Genomic DNA, 23,215 nt, shown 5'->3' on the forward strand with positions numbered 1-23,215 from the left:
GACGGGGCGAGCGGAGGTACGGTGGGCCGCGTGACCGGTGAAGAGTCGCTGCGGCCCCAGTCCCTGATGCTGACGTTCCTGGGCGACCAGGTGCTCGGCCGTGACGTGTGCGTGTACTCGGGCAGCGTCATCGACGTGTTCGCCCGGGCCGGGATCGGCGAGCAGGCCACGCGCTCCACGCTGAGCCGCATGGTGGGCCGTGACCTGCTGCGCCGGCAGCGCGAGGGCCGCCGCATGTACTTCGGGCTGACCGAACGCTCGGAGGCGGTGCTGCGCGACGGCGAGCGGCGCATCTGGCAGACGGGCGCCGTCAACCGGCACTGGGACGGCACCTGGACGCTGCTCGGCTTCTCCCTGCCGGAGTCCTGGCAGCGCCGGCGCCACGACCTGCGTTCCCAGCTGACCTGGAGCGGTTTCGGCCCGCTGTTCAACGGCCTGTGGATCGCCCCTGGCGAGGTCGACGTGTCGGCCCTGGTGGCCGAGCTCGGCCTGTCCGCCCATGTGAAGGTGTTCCGGGCGCACGCGGACACCGGCACGGACATCGGCCAGATGATCGAGGAGACCTGGGAACTGTCCGACCTGGCCGGGCGCTACCAGGGGTTCGTGGAGCGCTGGCAGCCCTGGGAGGACGACCTGCCGGACGCCGGCGACGCCCTCGTGCTGCGCCTGCGCCTGCAGACGGAGTGGCTGCAGATCGTCCGGCGCGACCCACGGCTGCCCGTCGGGCACCTGCCGGACGACTGGCCGGCCGAACCGGCCGAGAAGACGTTCCGGACCGTGCACGAACGGCTCTCACCGCTCGCCCACGAGGCCTCGGAACGCCTTCTGGACCTGCTGCCCGCGCGGCCTCAGGCGTAGAACCGCGACAGGCTCTGCAGCACCGCGGCCGGCTTGGTGGCGCCCTCGATCTCGATGGCGCCCTCGACGGTGATCTGCACACCGCCCGGCACCTCCTCGACCTCGGCGAGCTTCGCCGTCAGGCGGATGTGGGAGCCGGCCTTGACCGGTGAGGGGAAACGCACCTTGTTGAGGCCGTAGTTGACCTTCGTCGTCACGCCCTGGACGTCCAGCAGCTCGGTGAACAGAGGGATGAAGAGGGAGAGCGTGAGGTAGCCGTGGGCGATGGGGGCGCCGAAGGGGCCCTCCTTGGCGCGCTCGGGGTCCACGTGGATCCACTGGTGGTCGCCCGTGGCGTCGGCGAAGGTGTCGATGCGCTCCTGCGTCACCTCGATCCACTCGCTGGTGCCGAGGTCGCTGCCGGCGAGCTTCTTGAGTTCGTCGAGGCCGTTGACGGTGATGCTCATGCGGATCCTTAACTCTTGCCGTAGCGGGTACGGACGCGGGACTTGAGGAGCTTTCCCGAGGCGGTGCGCGGGAGTTCGTCCGCGAGGACCACCGATTTCGGGATCTTGTACTTGGCGAGGCGGCCCGCGAGGGAGGCGAGCACCTCGTCGGGGTCGAGGGCCGCGCCCTCGCGGGGCACGACGACCGCGCGGGGCACCTCGCCCCACTTGTCGTCCGGCACCCCGATCACCGCGCACTCGACGATGTCGGGGTGGGCGAGGAGCCGGTCCTCGACCTCGGCGGGGTAGATGTTCTCCCCGCCCGAGATGATCATGTCCTTGATGCGGTCGACGATGTGGACGTAGCCGTCCTCGTCGACCTGGGCGGCGTCCCCGCTGCGGAACCAGCCGTCCGCGAAGGAGGCGGCCGTCTCCTCGGGCAGCCCCCAGTAGCCGGGCATGACGTGCGGGCCGCGCACCACGACCTCGCCCACCTCGCCGGTGTCCACCGGCGACAGGTCCGGCCGTACGACGCGGACGTCGCTGAAGAAGTGCGGCACGCCCGCGGATCCCGCCTTGGCGACGGCGTGTTCGGCGTCGATGAAGAGCGTGCCGGGAGCGGCCTCGGTCATGCCGTAGCCCTGGAGGAAGGTCAGGCCGCGCTCCTGGTACGCCTCGATCAGCGGGGTGGGGACCGGGGAGCCGCCGCAGGTGAGGATGCGCAGCGAGGAGAGGTCCGCGTCCGGCCAGCGCGGGTGGCGGGCCAGTTGGTCGAACATCGTCGGCACGCCGAACATGAAGGTGATGCGGTGGCGTTCGACGAGGTCGAAGGTGGCATCCGGGTCGAAGGCGTCGACCAGGACGCAGGTGCCGCCCTTGAGCAGGACCGGCAGGGTCAGCATGTTCAGGCCCGCCGTGTGGAACAGCGGGGCGGAGACCAGGGCGCGTTCGTCGGCGATCAGGTCGGTGTCGACGAGCACGTTGACCGCGTTCCAGGTGAGGTTGCCGTGGGTGAGCATGGCGCCCTTGGGGCGGCCGGTCGTACCCGAGGTGTACATGATGATGCAGGTGTCGTCGGCGCCGACCGGTTCGTCGATCGGCTCCGCGGGCGCCTCGGCGACGGCCGCCTCGTACTCGCCGCCGACCTCCAGATAGACGCGGACGTCCGTGCTGCCGGGCAGGCCGGCGACCAGACCGGCGTAGGACGGGCCGTAGACGAGGGTTCGGGCGCCGGAGTCGGCGAGCTGGTAGGCGATCTCGGGGCCGGCGAGGCGGATGTTGAGCGGGACGAAGACCGCGCCGAGCGTGCCGGCCGCGAACAGGGTCTCCAGGTAGGAGGGGTGGTTCGGGCCGAGGTAGGCGATGCGGTCGCCGCGGCGCACGCCCCGGGCGCGCAGGGCGTGGGCCAGTCGGGTGGTGCGGGTGTGGAGGGCGCCGTAGTCGGTGGCGGACTCGCCGTGGATCAGGGCGGTGCGGTGCGGGGTCTTGCGGGCCCGGCGTGCGGGCCATGACCCCAGTCCCTCGTTGCGCATGTCACGCCCCTTACGGTTTCGTCAGCCCGAGCAGGCGGGCCGCGTTCTCCTTGAGGATCTTCGGCCGGACCTCGTCCTTGATCGTCAGCTTGCCGAAGTCGGCGAGCCAGCGGTCGGGGGTGAGGACGGGGAAGTCGGAGCCGAAGAGCACCTTGTCCTTCAGCAGCGTGTTCGCGTACTGCACGAGCTGTGGCGGGAAGTACTTCGGCGACCAGCCGGACAGGTCGATGTGCACGCCCGGCTTGTGCGTGGCGACGGCCAGGGCCTCGTCCTGCCAGGGGAAGGACGGGTGCGCCAGGATGATCTTCAGGTGCGGGAAGTCGGCCGCCACGTCGTCGACGTGGAGCGGGTTGGAGTACTTCAGCCTGATCCCGCCCCCGCCGGGGACTCCGGCGCCGATGCCCGTCTGGCCGGTGTGGAAGAGGGCGATCGCGCCCGTCTCCTCGATCACCTCGTACAGGTCGTACGCCACCGCGCGGTCGTTGGGGAAGAAGCCCTGGATGCTGGGGTGGAACTTGAAGCCCTTCACCCCGTACTCCTCGACCAGCCGCCGGGCCTGCTGCACTCCCGCCTTCCCCCGGAAGGGGTCGACGGAGGCGAAGGGGATGAGGACGTCGGCGTTGGCGGCGGCCGCCTCGGCGACCTCCTCGTTGGGGACGGGCGGGGTGCCGGTCGCGGACTCGGCGTCGACCGTGAAGATCACGGCGGCCATGTTCCGCTCGCGGTAGTACGCGGCGGTCTCCTCCAGGGTCGGCTTCCGCTTGCCCTCGACCTTGAAGTAGGCGGAGGAGGCGTCGTGCAGGTCGTCGTCCAGGGAGGAGTGTCCCTTGGAGGAGACCTCGGCATGGGTGTGGACGTCGATGGCGACCAGGTCGTCGACGTTCATCGTGCGGTCCATCACGCCTCCGGGAACTTCGGCGCCGGGATACCGACCGACTGGAGCTCGGCACCGACCGAGGTGGGCCAGGCGTCGGCCAGCGTGTCCGGGGTCCAGCCGCCGTCGGCGTAGGCCGCCCTGATCTCCTGCGGATGCGACCAGAGTGCCACCTTGTCCCCACCGATGCCGACGCACTGACCGGTGACGCCCCGGGCGGCCTCGGAGGCGAGGAACGGGACGAGGGCCGCGCAGTCCTCGGGGGTGCCGAAACCCTCCCCCTTGCGCAGGAAGTCCGGGAGCGGCTCGCCGTTCCTCATGGCCTCGATGTACGGGGCGAAGGCCGGGATGGTCTCGGTCATCGCGGTGGCCGCGACCGGCACGATCGCGTTGACCGTGATGCCGGCGCGGCCCAGCTCCATCGACCAGGTACGGGCCATCGCCGCGATGCCGGCCTTGGCCGCGGCGTAGTTCGTCTGGCCGAAGTTGCCGCGCTGGCCGGCCGGGGAGCCGACCAGGATCAGCGAGCCGCCCTCGCCCTGCTCGCGCATCCGGACGGCGGCGGCGCGGGCGCAGGTGAAGGTGCCCTTGAGGTGGGTGGTGAGGACCGCGTCGAAGTCCTCGTCGGTCATCTTCCACAGGACCTTGTCGCGCAGGATGCCCGCGTTGGTGACGAGCACGTCGAGCCGGCCGAACTCCTCGACCGCGCGGTTCACCAGCCGCTCGGCGGCCTCGGAGGTACCGACCGGGACGACCTCGGCGACGGCCCTGCCGCCCGCTTCCACGAGGGACTTCACGGCCGCCTCGGCCACCGCCTCGTCGACGTCGTTGACGACCACGGACGCACCGTGGGCGGCCAGGGCGTGGGCGTAGGCGAGGCCGAGGCCGCGACCGCTGCCGGTGACGACGGCGGCCTTGCCGGAGAGATCGATGCTGGGCACGAGCGGGTCCCTTCACACGGATTCGACTGCGAGTCGCTGGAGCTCGACTGCACGTCGCACGGGTTCGACTGCGAGATCGAAGCTAAGAGCAATAATTGTTGACGTCAATAGTTGTTGCCGACCCATGGGTGCGGGATGCTGGAATCAGCAGGAAGCAGCACCGAGCCCAGGGAGCCCGCCATCACACGCGAGAACGTCACCGCGAAGCCCATCGACGCCCACGAGCCGTGGATGCGCGGCCTGCACGCCGACACGGGCTACCTGCTGTACCGCCTGGGCCTGCGCTCGGGGCAGCTCTTCAACGCCTGCCTCCAGGAGTCGGGCCTGCGCCTGCGCCACTACGCGGTGCTGCGCTTCCTCACCGGCACCGACGGCGCCCTGCAGCGCGAACTGAGCACGCGGCTCGGCTACGACCCGAGCGCGATCGTCGGCCTGGTCGACGACCTGGAGAAGCTGGGCTTCGCCGAGCGCCGCCCCTCCCCGGACGACCGCCGCAGCCGGATCGTCGTGCTGACCGACAGCGGCCGCGACTTCCTGCGCGACACCGACGAGGCCGGTCTGCGGGTGACCGGCGAACTGCTGGGCCCGCTGGACCCGGCCGAACGGGAGTCCCTGCACGCGCTGCTGCTGCGGATCGCGGAGGACGGCCTGAACTGATGTTGTGCAAATGATTGACGGCTGCACGATAGATGCATAACTTCACGGACCAACCGCGCCCCGTCCCCAGGGAGCCCACCGTGCAGCCATCCCCGTCCGTTCCCCAACCCTCCCCCGATCCCCGGCAGTTGCGCCGCGTCGCCGTGTCCGGCCTGCTCGGCACGACCGTCGAGTTCTACGACTTCCTCGTCTACGGCACCGTCGCCGCGCTCGTCTTCGGCGAACTGTTCTTCCCGCGGGCCGACCCGGCGGTCGGCACCATCGCGGCGTTCGGCACCTTCGCCGCGGGCTACCTCGCCCGGCCGCTCGGCGGCATCGTCTTCGGCCACTTCGGCGACCGGCTGGGCCGCAAGTCGATGATGCTGCTGACCATGGTGCTGATGGGCTCCGGCAGCTTCCTCATCGGCCTGCTGCCGACCTACGACACCATCGGCGTCTGGGCGCCGGTCCTGCTCGTCGCCCTGCGCGTGGTGCAGGGCATCGCGATCGGCGGCGAGTGGGGCGGCGCGATGCTGATGGTCGTCGAGCACGCCGAGCACGCGCGGGGTTCCCGGCGCGGCCTGTGGTCCAGCTTCACCCAGCTCGGCGCCCCGCTCGGCTCCGTGCTGTCGGCCGGTGTGGTCACCCTCGTCGCCACCCTGCCGGACGACGAGTTCCGCTCCTGGGGCTGGCGGGTGCCGTTCCTGCTCAGCATCGTGCTGCTCGGCGTCGGTCTGTTCGTGCGTCTGAAGGTCGCCGAGAGCCCGCTGTTCGCACAGGTGAAGCGGGATCCGGTGGACCGGCCGCCGATCGTGGAGGTGCTGCGCCGCCCCAAGCCCGTGCTGCTGGCCGCCTGCGTCGGCATCGGCGCCTTCACCGCCCAGTCCCTGCTGACCAGCTTCATGATCTCCTACGCCGTCGACGAGGGGTACACCCGCCCACAGGTGCTGACCGCCGTCACCGTCGCCTCCTGCGTGGCCCTCGTCGTGCTGCCCACCGCGTCCGCGCTGTCGGACCGCGTCGGCCGCAGGCCCGTCGTCCTCGCCGGAGCCGTCGGCTCGGCGGCGCTCGCCTTCCCGGTGCTGGCCCTGGTCGACTCCGGCTCCCCCGGCCTGCTGATCCTCGCCCTGGCGCTCGGCCACGGCGTCGCCCAGTCCACGATGTACGGGCCGCTGGGCGCCCTGCTCACCGAGATGTTCGGCACCCGCGTCCGCTACACCGGCGCCTCCCTCGGCTACCAGGGCGCGACCCTGATCGGCGCCGGCTTCTCCCCGCTGATCGCCGGCGGCCTCCTGGCCTCCTACGGCGGCGGCAGCACCCCGGTGTCCCTGCTGCTGTGCGCGGGCGCCGCGATCACCGCGGTCACCGTGTGGCGGCTGCGCGAGACGCACACGGACGCGCTCGAATCGCCCGCCGCCGCCCCCGCCCTGGAAGGAACCCCGCGTTGAGGATCCGCCTCGCTCTCCTGACCACCTGCCTCTCCGTGGCAACCGCGCTGCCCGCGCAGGCCGCCGACGCCACCGACACCCACCTGGAGGGCGAACTCCCGTCCGGCGCCGTGTACGTGATGGACGTACCCGCGTCCTGGAACGGCACGGTGCTGCTGTACAGCCATGGCTACGCCCCGGCGGGCTCCCCCAAGCAGGCCCAGAACACGCCGAGTACGGCCGCCCGGGACAAGCTGCTGGCCGAGGGCTACGCCCTGATCGGCTCCTCGTACGCGACGAACGGCTGGGCGGTCACCGAGGCGGTGCCCGACCAGCTGGCCACGCTGGACCTGTTCACCGAGAGGTTCGGATCGGCCCGGCGGACACTCGCCTGGGGCACCTCGTACGGCGGCTTCGTCACCACCATGCTCGCCGAGCGGCACGCCGACCGCTTCGACGGCTCGCTGTCGATGTGCGGGCTGGTGCAGGGCGGCGTCGCCAACTGGAACAGCACCCTGGACCCGGTGTTCGCGCTGCGTACGCTGCTCGCCCCGCACTCGGGCATCCGGCTCGCGGGGTTCGCGGACCAGGCCGAGGCGGTCGCCGCCGCGAAGAGCCTCACCACGAAGGTCGACGCCGCCCAGCAGACCCCCGTCGGCCGGGCCCGTGTCGGCCTCGCAGCCGCCCTGCACAACATCCCCGGCTACAACGACGCCTCGCAGACGAAGCCGGGCCCCACCGACTGGGGGACCCAGCAGTCCAACCAGTTCGCCGCCGTCCGAGGGCTCATCCACAGGCCCGCCTTCAGCTGGCGGCAGGAGGCGGAGAGCCGGGCGGGCGGCAACCCGTCCTGGAACACGGGCGTCGACTACGGGGCCATGCTCGCCCGGTCCCCGCTGTACAAAGAGGTGACGGAGCTCTACAAGAAGGCGGGCCTGTCCTTGCGTACCGACCTCTCGGCCCTGGGCCGGGCACCCCGGATCTCGGCGGACCCGTCGGCCGTGGGGTGGATGCTCAACACCAGCGTGCCGTCGGGCCGGCTCACCGACCCCCAGCTGAACATCCACACGACGGGTGACGCGCTGATCCCGGTGCAGGCCGAGAGCGCCTACCGGCGGGCGGCCACGGCCGGGGGCTCCGCGGGGCTCCTGCGTCAGGCGTACGTCGACGGCCCCGGCCACTGCACCTTCACCGCCGGCGAGACACTGGGCGCGCTGGACGCCCTGGAAGACCGCCTGGACACGGGCCACTGGGACGTGTCGCCCGGGGCGCTCAACTCCCGTGCGCAGCAGGAGGACCCGACGGCCAGGGCCCGCTACGTTCCCTACCAGCCTGCCGACTACCCCCGCCCCTACGATCTCGCCCACCCGGGAGACGCCCGGCCATGACCGCCCCCACCGCGCCCGGCCGGCTGCTGTCCGTGCTCGCGGCCTTCGACCACGAGCACCCGGCGCTGTGCCTGACGGACATCAGCCGACGGGCGGGGCTGAGCCTGACCACGGCACACCGGCTGGTGGGCGCGCTCACCGAGTGGGGCGCCCTGGAGCGGGACGAGTCCGGCGTCTACCACGTCGGGCTGCGGCTGTGGGAGCTCGCCGCCCTGGCCCCGCGCGGCCTCGCCCTGCGGCAGATCGCGCTGCCGTATCTGGAGGACCTGTACGAGGCGACGCACGAGAACGTGCAGCTGGCCGTGCGGGACGGGCGGGACGTCGTCTACATCGAATGGCTGTCGGGGCGGTCGGCGGTCGGTGTGCACATCCGCGTCGGCGCCCGCTGGCCGCTGCACGCCACCGGGGTCGGACTCGCCCTGCTGGCCCACGGCGACCCGGTGTTCCAGAAGGAGTACTGCGAGGGCGACCTGGCGCCCTTCACCCCGTACACGATCACCGAACCGGAGCGGCTGCGGCGGGTGCTGGCCGAAGTGCGCAGGTCGGGGGTGGCGGTGAGCGACCGTCAGGTCACGGAGGACGCCCTGTCGGTGGCCGCGCCGGTTCGTGGCGCGGACGGCACGGTGACCGCCGCCGTGTCGATCGTCGTGCCCCACGCGGACGCCCAGGTCCCGGTGCTGGGCCCGGCGGTGCGGGTGGCGGCGCGCGGGATCTCGCGGGCGCTGGGCTGGCAGCCCTGACCGGTGCCGGGGCTCGGCGGACGCCGTGGGTTCAGGCCTCCCGGGCGGGGGTCATGGCCCAGCGGATGGTCCGGGTCAGGGCGCGGCCGGTGGGGCGTACCGCGAGGTCCTCGACGACCGGGACCCGGGGCAGCCACAGCATGCCGCGCGCCCAGGGCGGGAGCAGGGTCACGGCGTTCGCGGCCAGCCCGCCGTAGAAGGGCCGTACGGGCAGGGGCAGGGGAGGCCGGAACAGCAGGAAGCGGGCGGCTGCCCGGGCCTCGGGCGTGGCCCGCAGTTCGGGCCGGTAGGCGGTCAGGCGCTCGGCCAGTTCGCTGCGGTTGCGCGGCGGGTCGACCACTCCCAGCGCCTCCGCGACGCGTGCGGTGTCGGCGACGTAGGCGTCGTAGCCGGCGGCGTCCAGGAGCCGGGACCCGTAGCGTTCGTGGGCGCGCAGGAAGCTGTCCGTCTCGGCTGCGTGCACCCAGCCGAGCAGATGCGGGTCGGCCGCGTGGTACGGCACGCCCTCGGCGGTCGTGCCGCGGATCCGTTGGTGGATGCCGCGCACGTGGTCGACCGCCTCCTGGGCGTCCGTGGCGGTGCCGTACGTCGTCACGGCCAGGAAGGTGCTGGTGCGCTGCAAGCGGCCCCACGGGTCGCCGCGGAAGCCGGAGTGCGAGGCGACCGCCGCCATCGCGAGCGGGTGCAGCGACTGCAGGAGCAGGGCGGTCAGCCCGCCGATGAACATCGAGGCGTCGCCGTGGACCGCGCGGATCGGCCGGTCCGGTGCGAACCAGCGCGGGCCGGGCGTGTGGTGGATACGGGCACGGGTCGCGGTTCCGCCGGGTCCCGCGACGCGGCGGAACAAGGCCTGGCCCAGCTGTTCACGGACTCCGGTCAGCACGGTCGGCCTCCCTTCTCCTGCTGACCAGTGTCCGGCATGCCCCGCCCGTACGGGTGTGACGGGCCGGAGTGCTTCAGGAGCCCGGTCCGGCCGCCGCGCGGTCGGCCCGGCCCCCGGCGCCGAGCGGCCCGGTGTAGCGGACCGGGCCCGAAGCCTCCAGGCGGGGCAGTGCGCGGCGCGCGACGCGCAGGACCACCGGGGGCATGGCCGGGCGGATCGGTTGGGCGAGGCGCAGCCACGCCGGTGCGTAGACCGAAGTGCGGCGGCGCTCCATGCCCCTGACCAGGCGCGCGGCGACGACCTCCACGGGGTACACGCGGCGGGCCGGCGGGGGCATGTGCAGGCGCAGTTCGCGCAGGACGTCGTACCGGTCGGCGTCGCGGATCATGTCGGTGTCGGTCCAGTTGAGGTAGGCGATGCCCACCGCGACCCCGCGGTGCGCCACCTCCGCGCGCAGGGAGTGCGCGAAGGCCTCGACCCCCGCCTTGGAGGCGCAGTAGGCGCTCATCAGCGGGGCGGCGCCGATCGAGGCCAGGGAGGCGACCTGGAGGAAGTAGCCCGCCGTGGCGAGCAGGTCCGGCAGGAACGCCCGGGCGGTCTGGGCGCTGCCGGTGAGGTTGACGTCGATCACGCGGCGCCAGGCGGCCGGGTCCGTGGCGAGGAGTGCGCCGCCCTCGGCGATGCCGGCGTTCGCCACCACGGCCGAGGGCGGGCCGAGAGTGTCCCGCACGGTGTCCGCCGCCGCTTCCAGCGCGGCGAGGTCGGTGACGTCGGCCTCCAGGGCGAAGGCCGGGCCCGGCAGGGAGGCGGCGACCGCGTCCAGGACGGTCTTCTCGTGACCGACGAGCGCGACCCGGGCGCCGCGCCGGGCGACCTCGCGGGCCACGGCCGCGCCCACGCCGCGGGCGGCTCCGGTGACGACGATCGTGCGCTCGGCGAGCGGACTGTTTGCCATGGGCTGCCCTTCCTTGCGGCGCCGGCCCTGCCCCGGAGGGCCGGGTTCAGCGTCTGGCTCCGGTGCGGTCGCGGTGGGCGAGGAGCCGCTGGGCCCCGGCGAGGCCGGGAGGCCGCTTGCGGCGCAGGGCGGCCCGGGCGGCGTTGGCCCCGGGCGCGCCGTGCACCCCGCCGCCGGGATGGGCTCCGGCGGAGGCGAGGTACAGGCCCGGCACCGGGGTCTCCGGGCGGCCGGTGCCGGGCAGGGGGCGGAAGACGAGCTGCTGGTGCATCGCGGTGGTGCCGCCGTTGATGGCGCCGCCCGCGAGATTGCCGTCGAGCGCCTCCAGGGTCGGGGGCGCCAGGATGCGGCGGCCTCGGATCAGTGAGCGGAAGCCGGGTGCGAAGCGCTCCACCTGGCGTTCGACGCGGTCGGCCATGAGTTCCTGGTCCTTGGTGTCCCAGCGGCCGGTGATGCCCTCGTCGGCGGCGTCGGCACGGATCTCGTGCGGAATGTGGGTGTACGCCCAGGCCGATTCGGTGCCCTGGGGGGAACGGGTGACGTCGGAGGTGGTCATCTGGCCGAAGATCGTGAACGGCCGGTCCGGGACCTGCCGCATGGCGATCTGCGCGGTGAAGCGGGTCAGCTCGTCCATGCCGTCGGCGAGGTGCACGGTGCCGGCCCGGGACGCCTGCTCGGTCTGCCAGGGCACCGGCCCGTCGAGCGCCCAGTCGACCTTGAAGGTGGCGAAGTCCCACTGGAAGCACCGCAGGTCGTCGAGGAGTTGCGGGGGCAGGTGAGCGGGGTCGACCAGCTCGCCGTACAGGGCGGGCACGGACACGTCCGCGAGCACCGCCCGGCGGGCCCGCACCGCGTCACCGCCCGCCGTGCGCACGCCGACGGCTCGCCCGCCGCGGACGACGACGTGCTCGACGCGCTGCCCGCAGCGGACCCGTCCGCCCCGGGTCTCCAGACGCCGGACCAGGGCCGAGGTCAGCGCGCCGGAGCCGCCGGTCGGGACCGGGAAGCCGTAGGTCTGGCCCAGCATGGCCATCAGCCAGCCGTAGCCGCCGCTGCCGGCCGACTCGGGGGCGAGGTCGGCGTGCAGGGCGTTGCCGGCCAGCAGGAGCCGGCCGCCCTGGCCGCGGAACTCCTCCTCCCCCAGGCGCCGCACCGGCAGCACCAGGGAGCGGGCCATGCGCAGTCCGCCGGCGGCCCGCAGCCGCAGTGCGAGCCGTGCCGTGGCGCGGATGGGCGGGAACGGGGTGAACAGGGCGTCCAGGAGGCCGGGGCGCAAGCTCTGCCACACCTGGTGCAGCCGCTGCCAGGCGGCTCCGTCGCCCGGCTCGAAGGTGTCGAGGGACGCGGCGGTGATGTCGATGTTCCGGTCCAGGACGGCGCAGCTGCCGTCGGTGAGGGGGTGGGCCAGGACGCTGGGCGCGTGGCTCCAGCGCAGTCCGTGCTCCTCGGGGTGCAGCGCGGCCAGGACCGGCGAGGCGGCCGCGAGGGGGTAGAAGGAACTGAACAGGTCGTTGACGAAGGCGGGGTCGACGCCCCGGTCGTGGCGTACGGCGCCGCCCGGTTCGGCCTGTTCCTCCAGCACCTCGACGCTCCACCCGGCGTCCGCGAGGACGTTGGCGGCCACCAGGCCGTTGGGGCCCGCGCCGATCACCACGGCGTCAGGCATGGCCGGGCTCGTCCGCTTCGGACCCCGCGGTGACCTGCCCCAGGCCGCGGCGGGTGCCTCCCGGGACCCGCGCCTCGGCCTCGCACAGTTTGGCCAGCCGGGCCAGCATGGCGCGGTGGCGCAGCTGGATCAGAGCCTCGAATCCGACGTTGTGCAGCCGGCCGCCGGCGCCCCGCAGGGGATGCTCGTCCACGATCACCAGGCAGTGCTCGCCCCAGGGCCGCAGCTCGATCGCGATGCGTGCCGAGCCGAGCGCACCGGCGTGGGCCTCCAGCTCCAGCAGTTTGCCTTCCTCGCAGTTGCGGACGACCGTCTCGTTGTCGAGCCGCACCGGGCCGAGACGGACCTCGTAGCCGATCGCCGCGCCGGTGCGTGGCCAGTTTCCGCGCACCGGGTGGGACTCGGAGGTGCCCACGACCCACTCCGCGTAGCGGTGGCCGTCGGCGAGGACGTCCCACACGGTGCCCGGGCCGACTCGGATCAGGTGATGGCGTACGGCCACGGATGCCTCCTGCTGCCTCGAGCGGTGGTCTGCGTCCACTCCGAGTGCCCCGGTAGCCCTGGTTCAACAGCGCGGTCCTGTGGCTCGCCGATTGTCGCGCCGCAGTGCGTGAGAGCGCTCTCACGGTGCGGATGCAGGTCCACCAGGCCTGCCCCGCCCCCTGCTCGCGCTCATCCATGGGCACGGCCTGTTCAAGCTGTGCACTCACCGACCGCCCCCGCACCAATCCCGGCTTTACCTCTTGACGACCCGGGTCGCGTGCAGCACATTGACGGCACTTTGAGAGCGCTCTCACCCTCCCGCATCCGATCCGAGAGGCATCCCCACATGAGCGACACCACCGGCACCTTGCGCAGACGGCGCCCGCTGCGGCGGGCGTTCGTCGCCGTCGTCAGCACGCTCGGCCTCGCGGCCGCCGCCTCCGCGGTCGCCACCCCGTCCGCGAACGCCTCCGCGCCGACACCCCCGTCGGGCTGGACGCAGCTCTTCGTGGACGACTTCAACGGCGCCGCCGGCTCCGGCGTCAACACCTCCGACTGGCAGTACGCGACCGGCCGGGGTTACCCGGGCGGCCCCACCGGCTGGGGCACCGGCGAGATCGAGACGATGACGAACAGCACGGACAACGTCGCGCTCGACGGCAACGGCAACCTCCGCATCACGCCCCGGCGGGACGCCGCCGGCAACTGGACCTCCGGGCGGATCGAGACCAAGCGCACCGACTTCCAGCCCCCGGCCGGCGGCAAGCTCCGCGTCGAGTCGCGCATCCAGGTGCCGAACGTCACCGGCGCCGCCGCCAAGGGCTACTGGCCGGCGTTCTGGATGCTGGGCGCCCCGTACCGCGGCGACTACTGGAACTGGCCGGCGGTCGGCGAGCTGGACATCATGGAGAACACCCAGGGCATGAACACGGTGTTCGCGACGATGCACTGCGGCACCTCGCCGGGCGGCCCCTGCAACGAGACCAGCGGCATCGGCGGTTCGACCACCTGCCAGGGCACCTCCTGCCAGGCCGGCTTCCACACGTACCGGATGGAGTGGGACCGCTCCACGGGCGTCGAGGAGATCCGCTTCTACCTCGACGGCGTCAACTACCACACCGTGCGCGCCGATCAGGTCGACGCGACGACCTGGAAGAACGCCACCGACCACGGCTTCTTCGTCATCCTGAACGTCGCGATGGGCGGCGGCTTCCCCGACGCGTTCGGCGGTGGACCGGACGCCGGGACGCAGCCGGGCCACGCGATGGTCGTCGACTACGTGCAGGTGCTGTCGTCCGGCGGCGGCACCACACCCCCGCCGACGACCGGGAACCGCGACGCCTACGCCGCCATCCAGGCCGAGTCCTACGACGGTCAGTCCGGCGTGATCACCGAGACGACGTCCGACTCCGGCGGCGGGCAGAACGTCGGCACGCTCGCGAACGGCGACTGGCTGCACTTCAAGGGCGTGAACTTCGGCTCCACGGCGGCCCGGCAGTTCAGCGCCCGGGTCGCGAGCGGAGCGGCCGGCGGCGTCAGCGGGCTGGTCGAGGTGCGGCTGGACAGCCGGAGCAACGCGCCCGTCGGGAGTTTCGCGGTGGGCAGCACCGGGGGCTGGCAGTCATGGAGGACCGTCCCGGCGAACATCAGCGCCGTGACGGGCACGCACGACGTGTATCTGACCTTCACCAGCGGTCAGCCGGCCGACTTCGTGAACGTCAACTGGTTCACCTTCGGGCGCTGACGGCCCTCGCGGAGGGGCTCCACGCGCGCGTGGAGCCCCTTTTCGCTGCGCCGGACCACCCTCGGCCTCGTCGCGTCCGTCGCTCTCAGCGCAGTTCCGCCCGGAAGGCCGCCGGGGTCTGGTCGGTGTGCTGGTGGAAGAACTTGGAAAAGTTCGCGGCGTCGGGGAAGCCGACCGCCACGCCGACCCGGCCGATGGGCAGTTCGGTGTGGGCGAGGAGCCGCTTGGCCTCTAGGACCACGCGCTTGTCGATGAATGCCTTGGGGGTCTCACCGGTCGCGGCGCGCACCGCCCGGACCAGGGTGCGGCGGGAGTAGCCGAGCGCGTCGGCGTAGGCGCTGACGCTGTGGTTGGTGGCGAAGTCCCGCTCCACGGCGTCCCGGAAGAGGGTGAAGGTGGAATCGGAGCGCTGCCGCAGGGCCTGCGCCGCACTCGCCGCGAGGTGGGCGAGCCGCAGCAGGAACGCCGTCAGCGTATGGCGCAGGACGGCGGTGTGCAGGCTCAGCGGGAGCGTGGCCGTGTCCTCGTACTCGCGCAGCAGCTGGGCGAGCGCGGCTTCCAGTCCGGCGAGTTGGGCCGCGTCGGGGCGCAGCAGGGGCTGCAGGTCGTAGCGGTAGAGGCCGGTGGCCTCCACGGTCGAGCGGGGCAGGAAGCCGGGCTGCATGGTCAGCACCGTTCCGCGGTACTCGCTGCTGCGCGAGAAGCGGTGGACCTGCCCCGGGCGGATCCACAGCAGGTCCCCGGCCGTGGCCTCGTACTCGGTGAAGTCGACCATGTGCCGGACCGGGCCCGCCCCGAACAGCATCACGACGTGGAAGTCGATGCGGTGTACGCGCTCCAGCGGCGCGTCGGCGTGCCAGGTGCGGCCGGTCCCCATCGGACCGATCTGCATGCCGACGCCGCCGACGCTGAGCTCGACCGGGAAGGGGAACGTATCGATCCCATCGCCGCCTTGAATGCTTCTGTCCACAATGTCCACCAAGTACCCCTCGTGCCGCCCCGCTCGCGTGCCCTGCCGCCGGTGGGTGTCCCACTTTCACCACAGGCTGGCACACGCCGACCTTCCGCCGTAAAAGTCAGACTTTTAATTTTGAACACGTCAGACCAGCAACTTCGCTCCGATCGAGGACTTCTTGAAGATGAGCACGCAGACAGCGGACCGCTTCGCATGGACCGAACTCGACCGGCGTGCCGTCGACACCGCCCGTCTTCTGGCGGCGGATGCCGTCCAGCGGGTCGGCAACGGCCACCCCGGTACCGCGATGAGCCTGGCCCCGGCCGCCTACACGATCTTTCAGAAGGTGATGCGGCACGACCCCGCCGATCCCGAATGGACCGGCCGTGACCGCTTCGTCCTCTCCCCCGGGCACACCTCGCTGACCCTCTACACGCAGCTCTACCTCGCGGGCTACGAGCTGGAGCTGGACGACCTCAAGGCGTTCCGCACGCACGGCTCCAAGACGCCCGGCCACCCCGAGTACGGACACACCGCCGGTGTGGAGACCACCACCGGCCCGCTGGGCCAGGGCGTCGCGAACGCCGTCGGCATGGCGATGGCCGCCCGGTACGAGCGTGGCCTGTTCGACCCGGACGCCCCCGAGGGCGACTCCCCCTTCGACCACACGATCTGGGCGATCGTCTCCGACGGCGACCTCCAGGAAGGCGTCTCGGCCGAGGCCTCCTCGCTCGCCGGCCACCAGAAGCTCGGCAACCTGGTCTTCCTCTACGACGACAACCACATCTCCATCGAGGGCGACACCGCGACCGCGTTCTCCGAGGACGTGCTGCAGCGCTACGAGGCCTACGGCTGGCACGTGCAGCGGATCGAGCCGCTGGAGGACGGCGACGTCGACCCGCACGCGCTGTACGCGGCGCTGAGGGCGGCTCAGGCCGAGACCGCGCGACCGTCCATCATCGCGATGCGCACGATCATCGCCTGGCCGGCCCCGAACGCCCGCGACACCGAGGCCTCCCACGGCTCGGCGCTCGGCGAGGACGAGGTCGCGGCCACCAAGCGCCTCCTCGGTTTCGACCCGGAGCGGTCCTTCGAGGTCGCCGACGAGGTGCTGGCCCACACCCGCCTGGCCCTGGACCGGGGCGCCGAGGCGCGCACCGCCTGGGACAAGCGGATCGCCGCCTGGCGGTCCGACAACCCGGAGCGGGCGGCCACGTTCGACCGGGTCAGCAAGGGCGAGATGCCCGAGGGCTGGGAGGACGCCCTGCCGGTGTTCGAGGCGGGCAAGGCGGTCGCGACCCGGGCCGCGTCCGGGAAGGTCCTCCAGGCGCTCGGCCCGGTCGTCCCCGAGCTGTGGGGCGGCTCCGCCGACCTGGCCGGTTCGAACAACACCACCATCGACAGGACGAGCTCGTTCCTCCCGGCGGGCAACCCGCTGCCGGAGGCCGACCCGTACGGCCGCACCGTGCACTTCGGCATCCGCGAGTTCTCCATGGCCGCGGAGATGAACGGCATCGCGCTGCACGGCAACACCCGCGTCTACGGCGGCACCTTCCTGGTGTTCTCCGACTACATGCGCAACGCGGTGCGGATGTCCGCCCTGATGCAGCTGCCGGTGACGTACGTGTGGACGCACGACTCCATCGGCCTCGGCGAGGACGGCCCGACCCACCAGCCGGTGGAACACCTGGCCGCGCTGCGGGCCGTCCCGGGCCTGAACGTCGTACGCCCCGCCGACGCCAACGAGACCGCGGTCGTCTGGGCCGAGATCCTGAAGCGGCACGGTACCGCCCCGGCACCGCACGGCCTCGCGCTCACCCGCCAGGGCGTGCCCACGTACGAGCCGGACCCGGACGCCGCGCGCGGCGGTTACGTGAGGTTCGAGGCCGAGGGCGGCATGCCCCAGGTGATCCTGATCGCCACCGGCTCCGAGGTGCATGTCGCCGCCGGGGCGCGCGAGCTGCTCCAGGGCGCCGGCGTGCCCACCCGCGTCGTGTCGATGCCGTCCGTGGAGTGGTTCGAGGAGCAGCCGCGCTCCTACCGCGACAGCGTGCTGCCGCCGTCCGTGAAGGCCCGGGTCGCCGTCGAGGCCGGGATCGGGCTGACCTGGCACCGGTTCGTCGGGGACGCGGGCCGCATCGTCTCCCTGGAGCACTTCGGTGCCTCCGCCGACGCGAAGACCTTGTTCGCCGAGTACGGCTTCACCCCCGAGAACGTCGTCGCCGCCGCGCGGGAATCCCTCACCGCCGCCCGCGGCTGATCCGACCGCCCGAAAGAAGATGATCACTGTGACCGAAGCGACCGCGAACGCGGGAGCACTGAAGCGCCTGTCCGACGAGGGCGTGTCGATCTGGCTCGACGACCTGTCGCGCCGGCGGATCGAGTCCGGCAACCTGGCCGGGCTCGTCGCCACGAGGAACGTCGTCGGCGTCACCACCAACCCGTCCATCTTCCAGGCCGCCATCGGCTCCGGCGAGGGCTACGAGGAGCAGCTCGCCGACCTGGCGGTGCGCGGGGTGACCGTGGACGAGGCCGTGCGGATGATGACGACGGCCGACGTCCGGGCCGCCGCCGACGTCCTGCGGCCGGTGTACGAGGCGACCGGAGGCCGGGACGGCCGGGTCTCCATCGAGGTCGACCCGCGCCTCGCCCACGACACGACGGCGACCGTCGCCGAGGCCCGGCAGCTGGCCTGGCTGGTGGACCGCCCCAACGTGATGATCAAGATCCCGGCGACGAAGGCGGGCCTGCCGGCGATCACCGAGGTGATCGGCGCGGGCATCAGCGTGAACGTGACGCTGATCTTCTCCCTGGAGCGCTACCGCGAGGTGATGGACGCCTATGTCGCCGGCCTGGAGAAGGCCCAGGCGGCCGGTTGCGACCTGTCGGGCATTCACTCGGTCGCGTCGTTCTTCGTCTCCCGTGTGGACTCCGAGATCGACAAGCGCCTGACGCTGCTGGGCACGGACGAGGCCCTCGCCCTGAAGGGCCGGGCGGCCCTGGCCAACGCGCGGCTCGCCTACGAGGCGTACGAGCACGTCTTCGCCGGGGCGCGCTGGCAGGCGCTGGGCGGGGCCCGTGCGAACCGGCAGCGCCCCCTTTGGGCCTCCACCGGTGTGAAGGACCCCGCATACAAGGACACCCTGTACGTGGACGAACTGGTCGCCCCCGGCACGGTCAACACCATGCCGGAGGCCACGCTGAACGCCGTCGCCGACCACGGCGACGTCCAGGGCGACACGGTCACCGGCGGTTACGCCCAGGCCCGCGCCGACCTGGCGGCCGTCGAACGGCTCGGCATTGCATACGACGAGGTGGTGCGGCAACTGGAGGACGAGGGCGTGGCCAAGTTCGAGGTGGCCTGGCAGGAGCTGCTGGACGCGGTCACCAAGTCCTTGAACAGCAAGGGAGTTGACGCGGAATGAGTGAGGGCATCGAGGGCATCCCCCAGACGGCCGAACAGGAGACCAAGGGGACCAAGGAGGAGAAGCAGGCCCTGGCCGCTCAGGAGGCGGCCGGGGTGGAGCAGACCGGGGTGAGCGGACACGTTCACCGCACGGAGCACGCCGACACTCACTTCGAGAACCCCCTGCGCGACGCGCGCGACCGCCGTCTGCCGAAGATCGCGGGGCCCTCCGGGCTCGTCATCTTCGGCGTGACCGGCGACCTGTCCCGCAAGAAGCTGATGCCGGCCGTGTACGACCTGGCCAACCGCGGCCTGCTGCCGCCGGGCTTCTCCCTGGTGGGCTTCGCCCGCCGGGACTGGGAGGACCAGGACTTCGCACAGGTGGTGCACGACGCGGTCCGCGAGCACGCGCGCACCCCGTTCCGCGAGGAGGTCTGGCAGCAGCTCGCCGAGGGCATGCGGTTCATCCCCGGCGACTTCGACGACGACACGGCGTTCAAGCAGCTGCGGTCCGCCGTCGAGGAGCTGGACGCCTCCCGGGGCACCAGCGGCAACTACGCCTTCTATCTGTCGGTGCCGCCGAAGTTCTTCCCCAAGGTCGTCCAGCAGCTGAAGAAGCACAAGCTGGCCAGCGCCCCCGAGGGTTCCTGGCGCCGGGCGGTCATCGAGAAGCCGTTCGGGCACGATCTGAGGTCGGCCGAGGAGCTCAACGCGATCGTGCACGACGTGTTCGACCCGGAGCAGGTCTTCCGGATCGACCACTACCTCGGCAAGGAGACCGTCCAGAACCTCCTGGCCCTGCGCTTCGCCAACCAGATGTTCGAGCCGATCTGGAACCGGTCGTACGTCGACCACGTGCAGATCACCATGGCCGAGGACATCGGCATCGGCGGCCGGGCCGGGTACTACGACGGCATCGGCGCCGCCCGTGACGTCATCCAGAACCACCTGCTCCAGCTGATGGCGCTCACCGCGATGGAGGAACCGGCCGCCTTCGACGCCGCCTCGCTGCTCACGGAGAAGCTGAAGGTCCTCAAGGCGGTGCGGCTGCCGCAGGACCTGGGGCAGGGCACCGTGCGCGGCCAGTACGCGTCGGCCTGGCAGGGCGGCACGAAGGTGCGCGGCTATCTGGAGGAGGACGGCATCGACCAGTCCTCCACGACTGACACCTATGCCGCGGTCCGGCTCCAGGTGGACAACCGCCGCTGGGCGGGTGTCCCGTTCTACCTGCGCACCGGCAAGCGGCTGGGCCGCCGGGTGACGGAGATCGCCGTGGTGTTCCAGCGGGCTCCGCACTCTCCCTTCGACTCCACGGCCACCGAGGAGCTCGGCTCCAACGCAATCGTCATCCGCGTCCAGCCGGACGAGGGCATGACGGTCCGCTTCGGCTCGAAGGTGCCGGGCACGTCGATGGAGATCCGGGACGTCACGATGGACTTCGCCTACGGCGAGTCGTTCACCGAATCGAGCCCCGAGGCGTACGAACGGCTGATCCTTGACGTCCTCCTGGGCGACGCCAACCTGTTCCCCCGTCACCAGGAAGTGGAAGAGTCCTGGAAGATCCTCGACCCGATCGAGCAGTACTGGGCCACGCACGGCCGGCCCGCGCAGTACGCCTCGGGCAGCTGGGGACCCGAGGAGGCAGACGAGATGCTCGCACGAGACGGACGGAGCTGGCGCAGGCCATGAAGATCGACCTGACCGACACCACGGCAAGCAAGATCAACAAGGCGCTGGTGCAGGGGCGCCGCGCCATCGGCACACCCGCCGTGGGCATGGTCCTGACGATGGTGATCGTCACGGACGAGGAGAACGCCTACGACGCGATCAAGGCGGCCGAGGAGGCCTCGCACGAGCACCCCTCGCGCACCCTGGTCGTCATCAAGCGCCACGCCCGCACCCCGCGCGACCGCCAGTCCTCCCGCCTCGACGCCGAGGTGCGGGTGGGCGCCGACGCGGGCACCGGCGAGACCGTGATCCTCAGGACCTACGGCGAGGTCTCCGACCACGCCGACTCGGTGGTGCTGCCGCTGCTGCTGCCGGACGCGCCGGTGGTGGTGTGGTGGCCGGTGGACGCCCCAGAGGTGCCCTCGAAGGACCCGCTCGGGGCGCTCGCCCAGCGGCGGATCACCGACCTGTACGCCGTCGAGAACCCGCTGGAGACGCTCCAGGCCCGGGTCCGCGCCTACGCGCCCGGTGACACCGACCTCGCCTGGACCCGGCTGACGCCCTGGCGTTCGATGCTGGCGGCGGCGCTGGACCAGGCCCGGGTGCGGATCGTCTCGGCGGCGGTGGAGGCCGAGGCCGAGAACCCGGCCGCCGAGCTGCTGGCCCGCTGGCTGGAGGCGCGGCTGCACGTGCGGGTCGACCGGGTGGTCACCGCCGGGCCGGTCGTCACGGCCGTACGGCTGGGCACGGAGAGCGGCGAGATCGTCATCGACCGCCCCGAGGGACCGCTGGCCACGCTGACCCTGCCGGGCCAGCCGTCGCGCACCCTCGCCCTGAAGGTCCGTGCCACCTCCGAACTCATCGCCGAGGAGCTGCGGCGCCTCGACGCGGACGAGATGTACGCCATCGCCCTGAACGGCGAGGCAACCGAGGAGACCCCCGCTCATGTCTGACTCCCCCTCCGGTTCCCCGAGGCTCGACCGGCGTCCCGAGTGGACCGCCCTGGAGGACCACCGCACGGACGCCCTGCCGCAGCCCGATCTGCGGGAGCTGTTCGCGGCGGATCCGGGACGCGCCGAGCGCTACGTCGTGCACGTGGGCGACCTGCGCATCGACTACTCCAAGCACCTGGTCACCGACGAGACGCTGGCCCTGCTCCAGGAGCTGGCCGCCGTGACCGACGTGTTCGGGCTGCGCGACGCCATGTTCGCCGGCGAGAAGATCAACGTCACCGAGAACCGGGCCGTGCTGCACACCGCCCTGCGCGCGCCGCGGGACGCCGTCGTCGAGGTCGACGGCGAGAACGTCGTCCCGGGTGTGCACGCGGTGCTCGGCAAGATGGCCGCCTTCGCGGACCGGGTGCGCTCCGGGGAGTGGACCGGCCACACCGGCAGGCGCATCCGCAATGTCGTCAACATCGGCATCGGCGGCTCGGATCTCGGCCCGGCGATGGCCTACGAGGCGCTGCGGCCGTTCACCGACCGGGATCTGACGTTCCGCTTCGTGTCGAATGTGGACGGCTCGGACCTGCACGAGGCGGTGCGCGACCTGGATCCGGCGGAGACGCTGTTCATCGTCGCGTCCAAGACCTTCACCACCATCGAGACGATCACCAACGCGACCTCGGCCCGCTCCTGGCTGCTGAACGGGCCGGGAGCCGACGAGAAGGCGGTGGCGAAGCACTTCGTCGCGCTGTCGACCAACGCGGAGAAGGTCGCCGACTTCGGTATCGACGTCGACAACATGTTCGAGTTCTGGGACTGGGTCGGCGGCCGCTACTCGTACGACTCCGCGATCGGCCTGTCCCTGATGATCGCGATCGGCCCGGACCGCTTCCGGGAGATGCTCGACGGCTTCCGCATCGTCGACGAGCACTTCCGCAACGCCCCGGCCGAGGCCAACGCCCCGCTGCTGCTGGGCCTGCTGGGCATCTGGTACGGCAACTTCCACGACGCCCAGTCGCACGCGGTGCTGCCCTACAGCCACTACCTCTCCAAGTTCACCGCCTACCTCCAGCAGCTCGACATGGAGTCCAACGGCAAGTCGGTGGACCGCGGCGGGAAGCCGGTGGAGTGGCAGACCGGGCCGGTGGTGTGGGGCACGCCCGGCACCAACGGGCAGCACGCTTACTACCAGTTGATCCACCAGGGCACCAAGCTCATCCCGGCCGACCTGATCGGCTTCGCCCGGCCCGTCGCCGAGCTGAGCGACGAACTGAAGGCGCAGCACGACCTGCTGATGGCCAACCTGTTCGCGCAGGGGCAGGCGCTCGCCTTCGGCAAGACCGCCGAGGAGGTCCGCGCGGAGGGCGTGCCCGAGGAGCAGGTGCCGCACCGCACCTTCCGGGGCAACCACCCCACCACGACGATCCTGGCCACCGAACTGTCCCCCTCGGTCCTCGGCCAGCTGATCGCCCTCTACGAGCACAAGGTGTTCGTGCAGGGCGCCGTCTGGAACATCGACTCCTTCGACCAGTGGGGCGTCGAGCTCGGCAAGGTCCTCGCCAAGCGCGTCGAGCCCGCTCTGACCGAGACGTTTGCATCAGCCGCTGACGCGGCGGGCTCCGTCCCCGGTCTCGACCCGTCCACGGCCGCGCTGGTGGCCGCCTACCGCACACTTCGGGAAGTGAACTGA

At 72.0% G+C, this 23,215-nt stretch carries 20 protein-coding genes; 11 read left to right on the forward strand and 9 right to left on the reverse strand.

The genetic code is table 11. The features are described 5' to 3' along the window. Positions 1-30: 30 nt before the first annotated feature. Complete coding sequence (locus HDC93_RS01765) at positions 31-858, forward strand: PaaX family transcriptional regulator C-terminal domain-containing protein (RefSeq protein WP_185006441.1); 828 nt, start codon at positions 31-33, stop codon at positions 856-858. Here HDC93_RS01765 and HDC93_RS01770 read toward each other — a convergent pair. From HDC93_RS01770 to HDC93_RS01785, 4 genes are read right to left on the reverse strand one after another with little or no spacing between them, the layout of a single operon-like run. Further along, entirely contained in the window at positions 849-1,304 is a 456-nt protein-coding gene (locus tag HDC93_RS01770; RefSeq protein ID WP_185006443.1) for a MaoC family dehydratase, read from the reverse strand. The two genes, HDC93_RS01765 and HDC93_RS01770, sit on opposite strands and share 10 nt — an antisense overlap. An 8-nt stretch (positions 1,305-1,312) precedes the next feature. Beyond that, positions 1,313-2,815, reverse strand: coding sequence for a long-chain fatty acid--CoA ligase (locus HDC93_RS01775; protein WP_185006445.1), 1,503 nt, complete (start codon positions 2,813-2,815; stop codon positions 1,313-1,315). A gap of 10 nt (positions 2,816-2,825) precedes the next feature. After that, positions 2,826-3,701: an amidohydrolase family protein gene (locus tag HDC93_RS01780; RefSeq protein ID WP_185006934.1), complete on the reverse strand. Its 876-nt coding sequence runs from the start codon at positions 3,699-3,701 to the stop codon at positions 2,826-2,828. Between the two features lie 11 nt (positions 3,702-3,712). Further along, positions 3,713-4,630, reverse strand: a complete 918-nt coding sequence (locus tag HDC93_RS01785; protein ID WP_311774465.1) for an SDR family oxidoreductase — start codon at positions 4,628-4,630, stop codon at positions 3,713-3,715. 231 nt (positions 4,631-4,861) lie between these two features. On the opposite strand from HDC93_RS01785, the gene HDC93_RS01790 reads away from it, so the two are divergent. The 4 genes from HDC93_RS01790 to HDC93_RS01805 all read left to right on the forward strand — a co-directional run bounded on the left by HDC93_RS01790 (position 4,862) and on the right by HDC93_RS01805 (position 8,821). Further along, positions 4,862-5,287 (forward strand): MarR family transcriptional regulator, encoded by a 426-nt coding sequence (locus HDC93_RS01790; RefSeq protein WP_311774476.1) that lies wholly within the window; start codon positions 4,862-4,864, stop codon positions 5,285-5,287. A gap of 80 nt (positions 5,288-5,367) precedes the next feature. Next, positions 5,368-6,714, forward strand: coding sequence for an MFS transporter (locus tag HDC93_RS01795; protein WP_185006449.1), 1,347 nt, complete (start codon positions 5,368-5,370; stop codon positions 6,712-6,714). Then, entirely contained in the window at positions 6,711-8,081 is a 1,371-nt protein-coding gene (locus HDC93_RS01800; protein WP_221516109.1) for a S9 family peptidase, read from the forward strand. The genes HDC93_RS01795 and HDC93_RS01800 overlap by 4 nt, the downstream gene beginning before the upstream one ends. Beyond that, positions 8,078-8,821, forward strand: a complete 744-nt coding sequence (locus HDC93_RS01805; RefSeq protein ID WP_185006452.1) for an IclR family transcriptional regulator — start codon at positions 8,078-8,080, stop codon at positions 8,819-8,821. Before HDC93_RS01800 ends, HDC93_RS01805 begins: the two co-directional genes overlap by 4 nt. Positions 8,822-8,852: 31 nt before the next feature. On the opposite strand, the gene HDC93_RS01810 is transcribed toward HDC93_RS01805, so the two are convergent. From HDC93_RS01810 to HDC93_RS01825, 4 genes are all read right to left on the reverse strand, one after another. Next, the gene (locus HDC93_RS01810) at positions 8,853-9,704 is read right to left on the reverse strand and encodes an oxygenase MpaB family protein (RefSeq protein WP_185006454.1); all 852 of its coding nucleotides are present in this window, start codon (positions 9,702-9,704) and stop codon (positions 8,853-8,855) included. Positions 9,705-9,777: 73 nt separating this feature from the next. Further along, positions 9,778-10,659 (reverse strand): SDR family oxidoreductase, encoded by an 882-nt coding sequence (locus HDC93_RS01815; protein ID WP_185006456.1) that lies wholly within the window; start codon positions 10,657-10,659, stop codon positions 9,778-9,780. 46 nt (positions 10,660-10,705) lie between these two features. After that, a complete protein-coding gene (locus HDC93_RS01820) occupies positions 10,706-12,325 on the reverse strand; it encodes an NAD(P)/FAD-dependent oxidoreductase (RefSeq protein WP_185006458.1) in 1,620 nt (539 codons plus the stop codon). Continuing rightward, positions 12,318-12,827: an SRPBCC family protein gene (locus tag HDC93_RS01825; protein ID WP_185006460.1), complete on the reverse strand. Its 510-nt coding sequence runs from the start codon at positions 12,825-12,827 to the stop codon at positions 12,318-12,320. The genes HDC93_RS01820 and HDC93_RS01825 overlap by 8 nt, the downstream gene beginning before the upstream one ends. 327 nt (positions 12,828-13,154) lie before the next feature. Between HDC93_RS01825 and HDC93_RS01830 the strand changes: the two genes are divergently transcribed. Continuing rightward, positions 13,155-14,552 carry a glycoside hydrolase family 16 protein gene (locus HDC93_RS01830; protein WP_185006463.1) on the forward strand — a complete coding sequence of 466 codons (1,398 nt, stop codon included), beginning with the start codon at positions 13,155-13,157 and terminating at the stop codon, positions 14,550-14,552. Positions 14,553-14,637: 85 nt separating this feature from the next. Here the strand turns inward: HDC93_RS01830 and HDC93_RS01835 are convergent, their stop codons facing one another. Next, complete coding sequence (locus tag HDC93_RS01835) at positions 14,638-15,525, reverse strand: AraC family transcriptional regulator (protein ID WP_185006938.1); 888 nt, start codon at positions 15,523-15,525, stop codon at positions 14,638-14,640. A 166-nt stretch (positions 15,526-15,691) separates the two neighbouring features. Here HDC93_RS01835 and tkt point away from each other — a divergent pair, with 166 nt between their 5' ends. Genes tkt through pgi form a run of 5 tightly spaced genes read left to right on the forward strand, consistent with a single transcriptional unit; the run spans position 15,692 to position 23,215 of the window. Continuing rightward, positions 15,692-17,767 carry a transketolase gene (gene tkt, locus HDC93_RS01840; RefSeq protein WP_185006465.1) on the forward strand — a complete coding sequence of 692 codons (2,076 nt, stop codon included), beginning with the start codon at positions 15,692-15,694 and terminating at the stop codon, positions 17,765-17,767. Between the two features lie 19 nt (positions 17,768-17,786). Beyond that, a complete protein-coding gene (tal, locus tag HDC93_RS01845) occupies positions 17,787-18,932 on the forward strand; it encodes a transaldolase (protein WP_185006467.1) in 1,146 nt (381 codons plus the stop codon). Next, positions 18,929-20,602, forward strand: coding sequence for a glucose-6-phosphate dehydrogenase (gene zwf, locus HDC93_RS01850; protein ID WP_185006469.1), 1,674 nt, complete (start codon positions 18,929-18,931; stop codon positions 20,600-20,602). Before tal ends, zwf begins: the two co-directional genes overlap by 4 nt. After that, the gene (opcA, locus tag HDC93_RS01855) at positions 20,599-21,534 is read left to right on the forward strand and encodes a glucose-6-phosphate dehydrogenase assembly protein OpcA (protein ID WP_185006472.1); all 936 of its coding nucleotides are present in this window, start codon (positions 20,599-20,601) and stop codon (positions 21,532-21,534) included. The genes zwf and opcA overlap by 4 nt, the downstream gene beginning before the upstream one ends. Then, positions 21,527-23,215 (forward strand): glucose-6-phosphate isomerase, encoded by a 1,689-nt coding sequence (gene pgi, locus HDC93_RS01860; protein WP_185006474.1) that lies wholly within the window; start codon positions 21,527-21,529, stop codon positions 23,213-23,215. Before opcA ends, pgi begins: the two co-directional genes overlap by 8 nt.

It is taken from the genome of Streptomyces sp. AK010 (genome assembly GCF_014207295.1).
GTDB classification, from domain to species: domain Bacteria; phylum Actinomycetota; class Actinomycetes; order Streptomycetales; family Streptomycetaceae; genus Streptomyces; species Streptomyces massasporeus.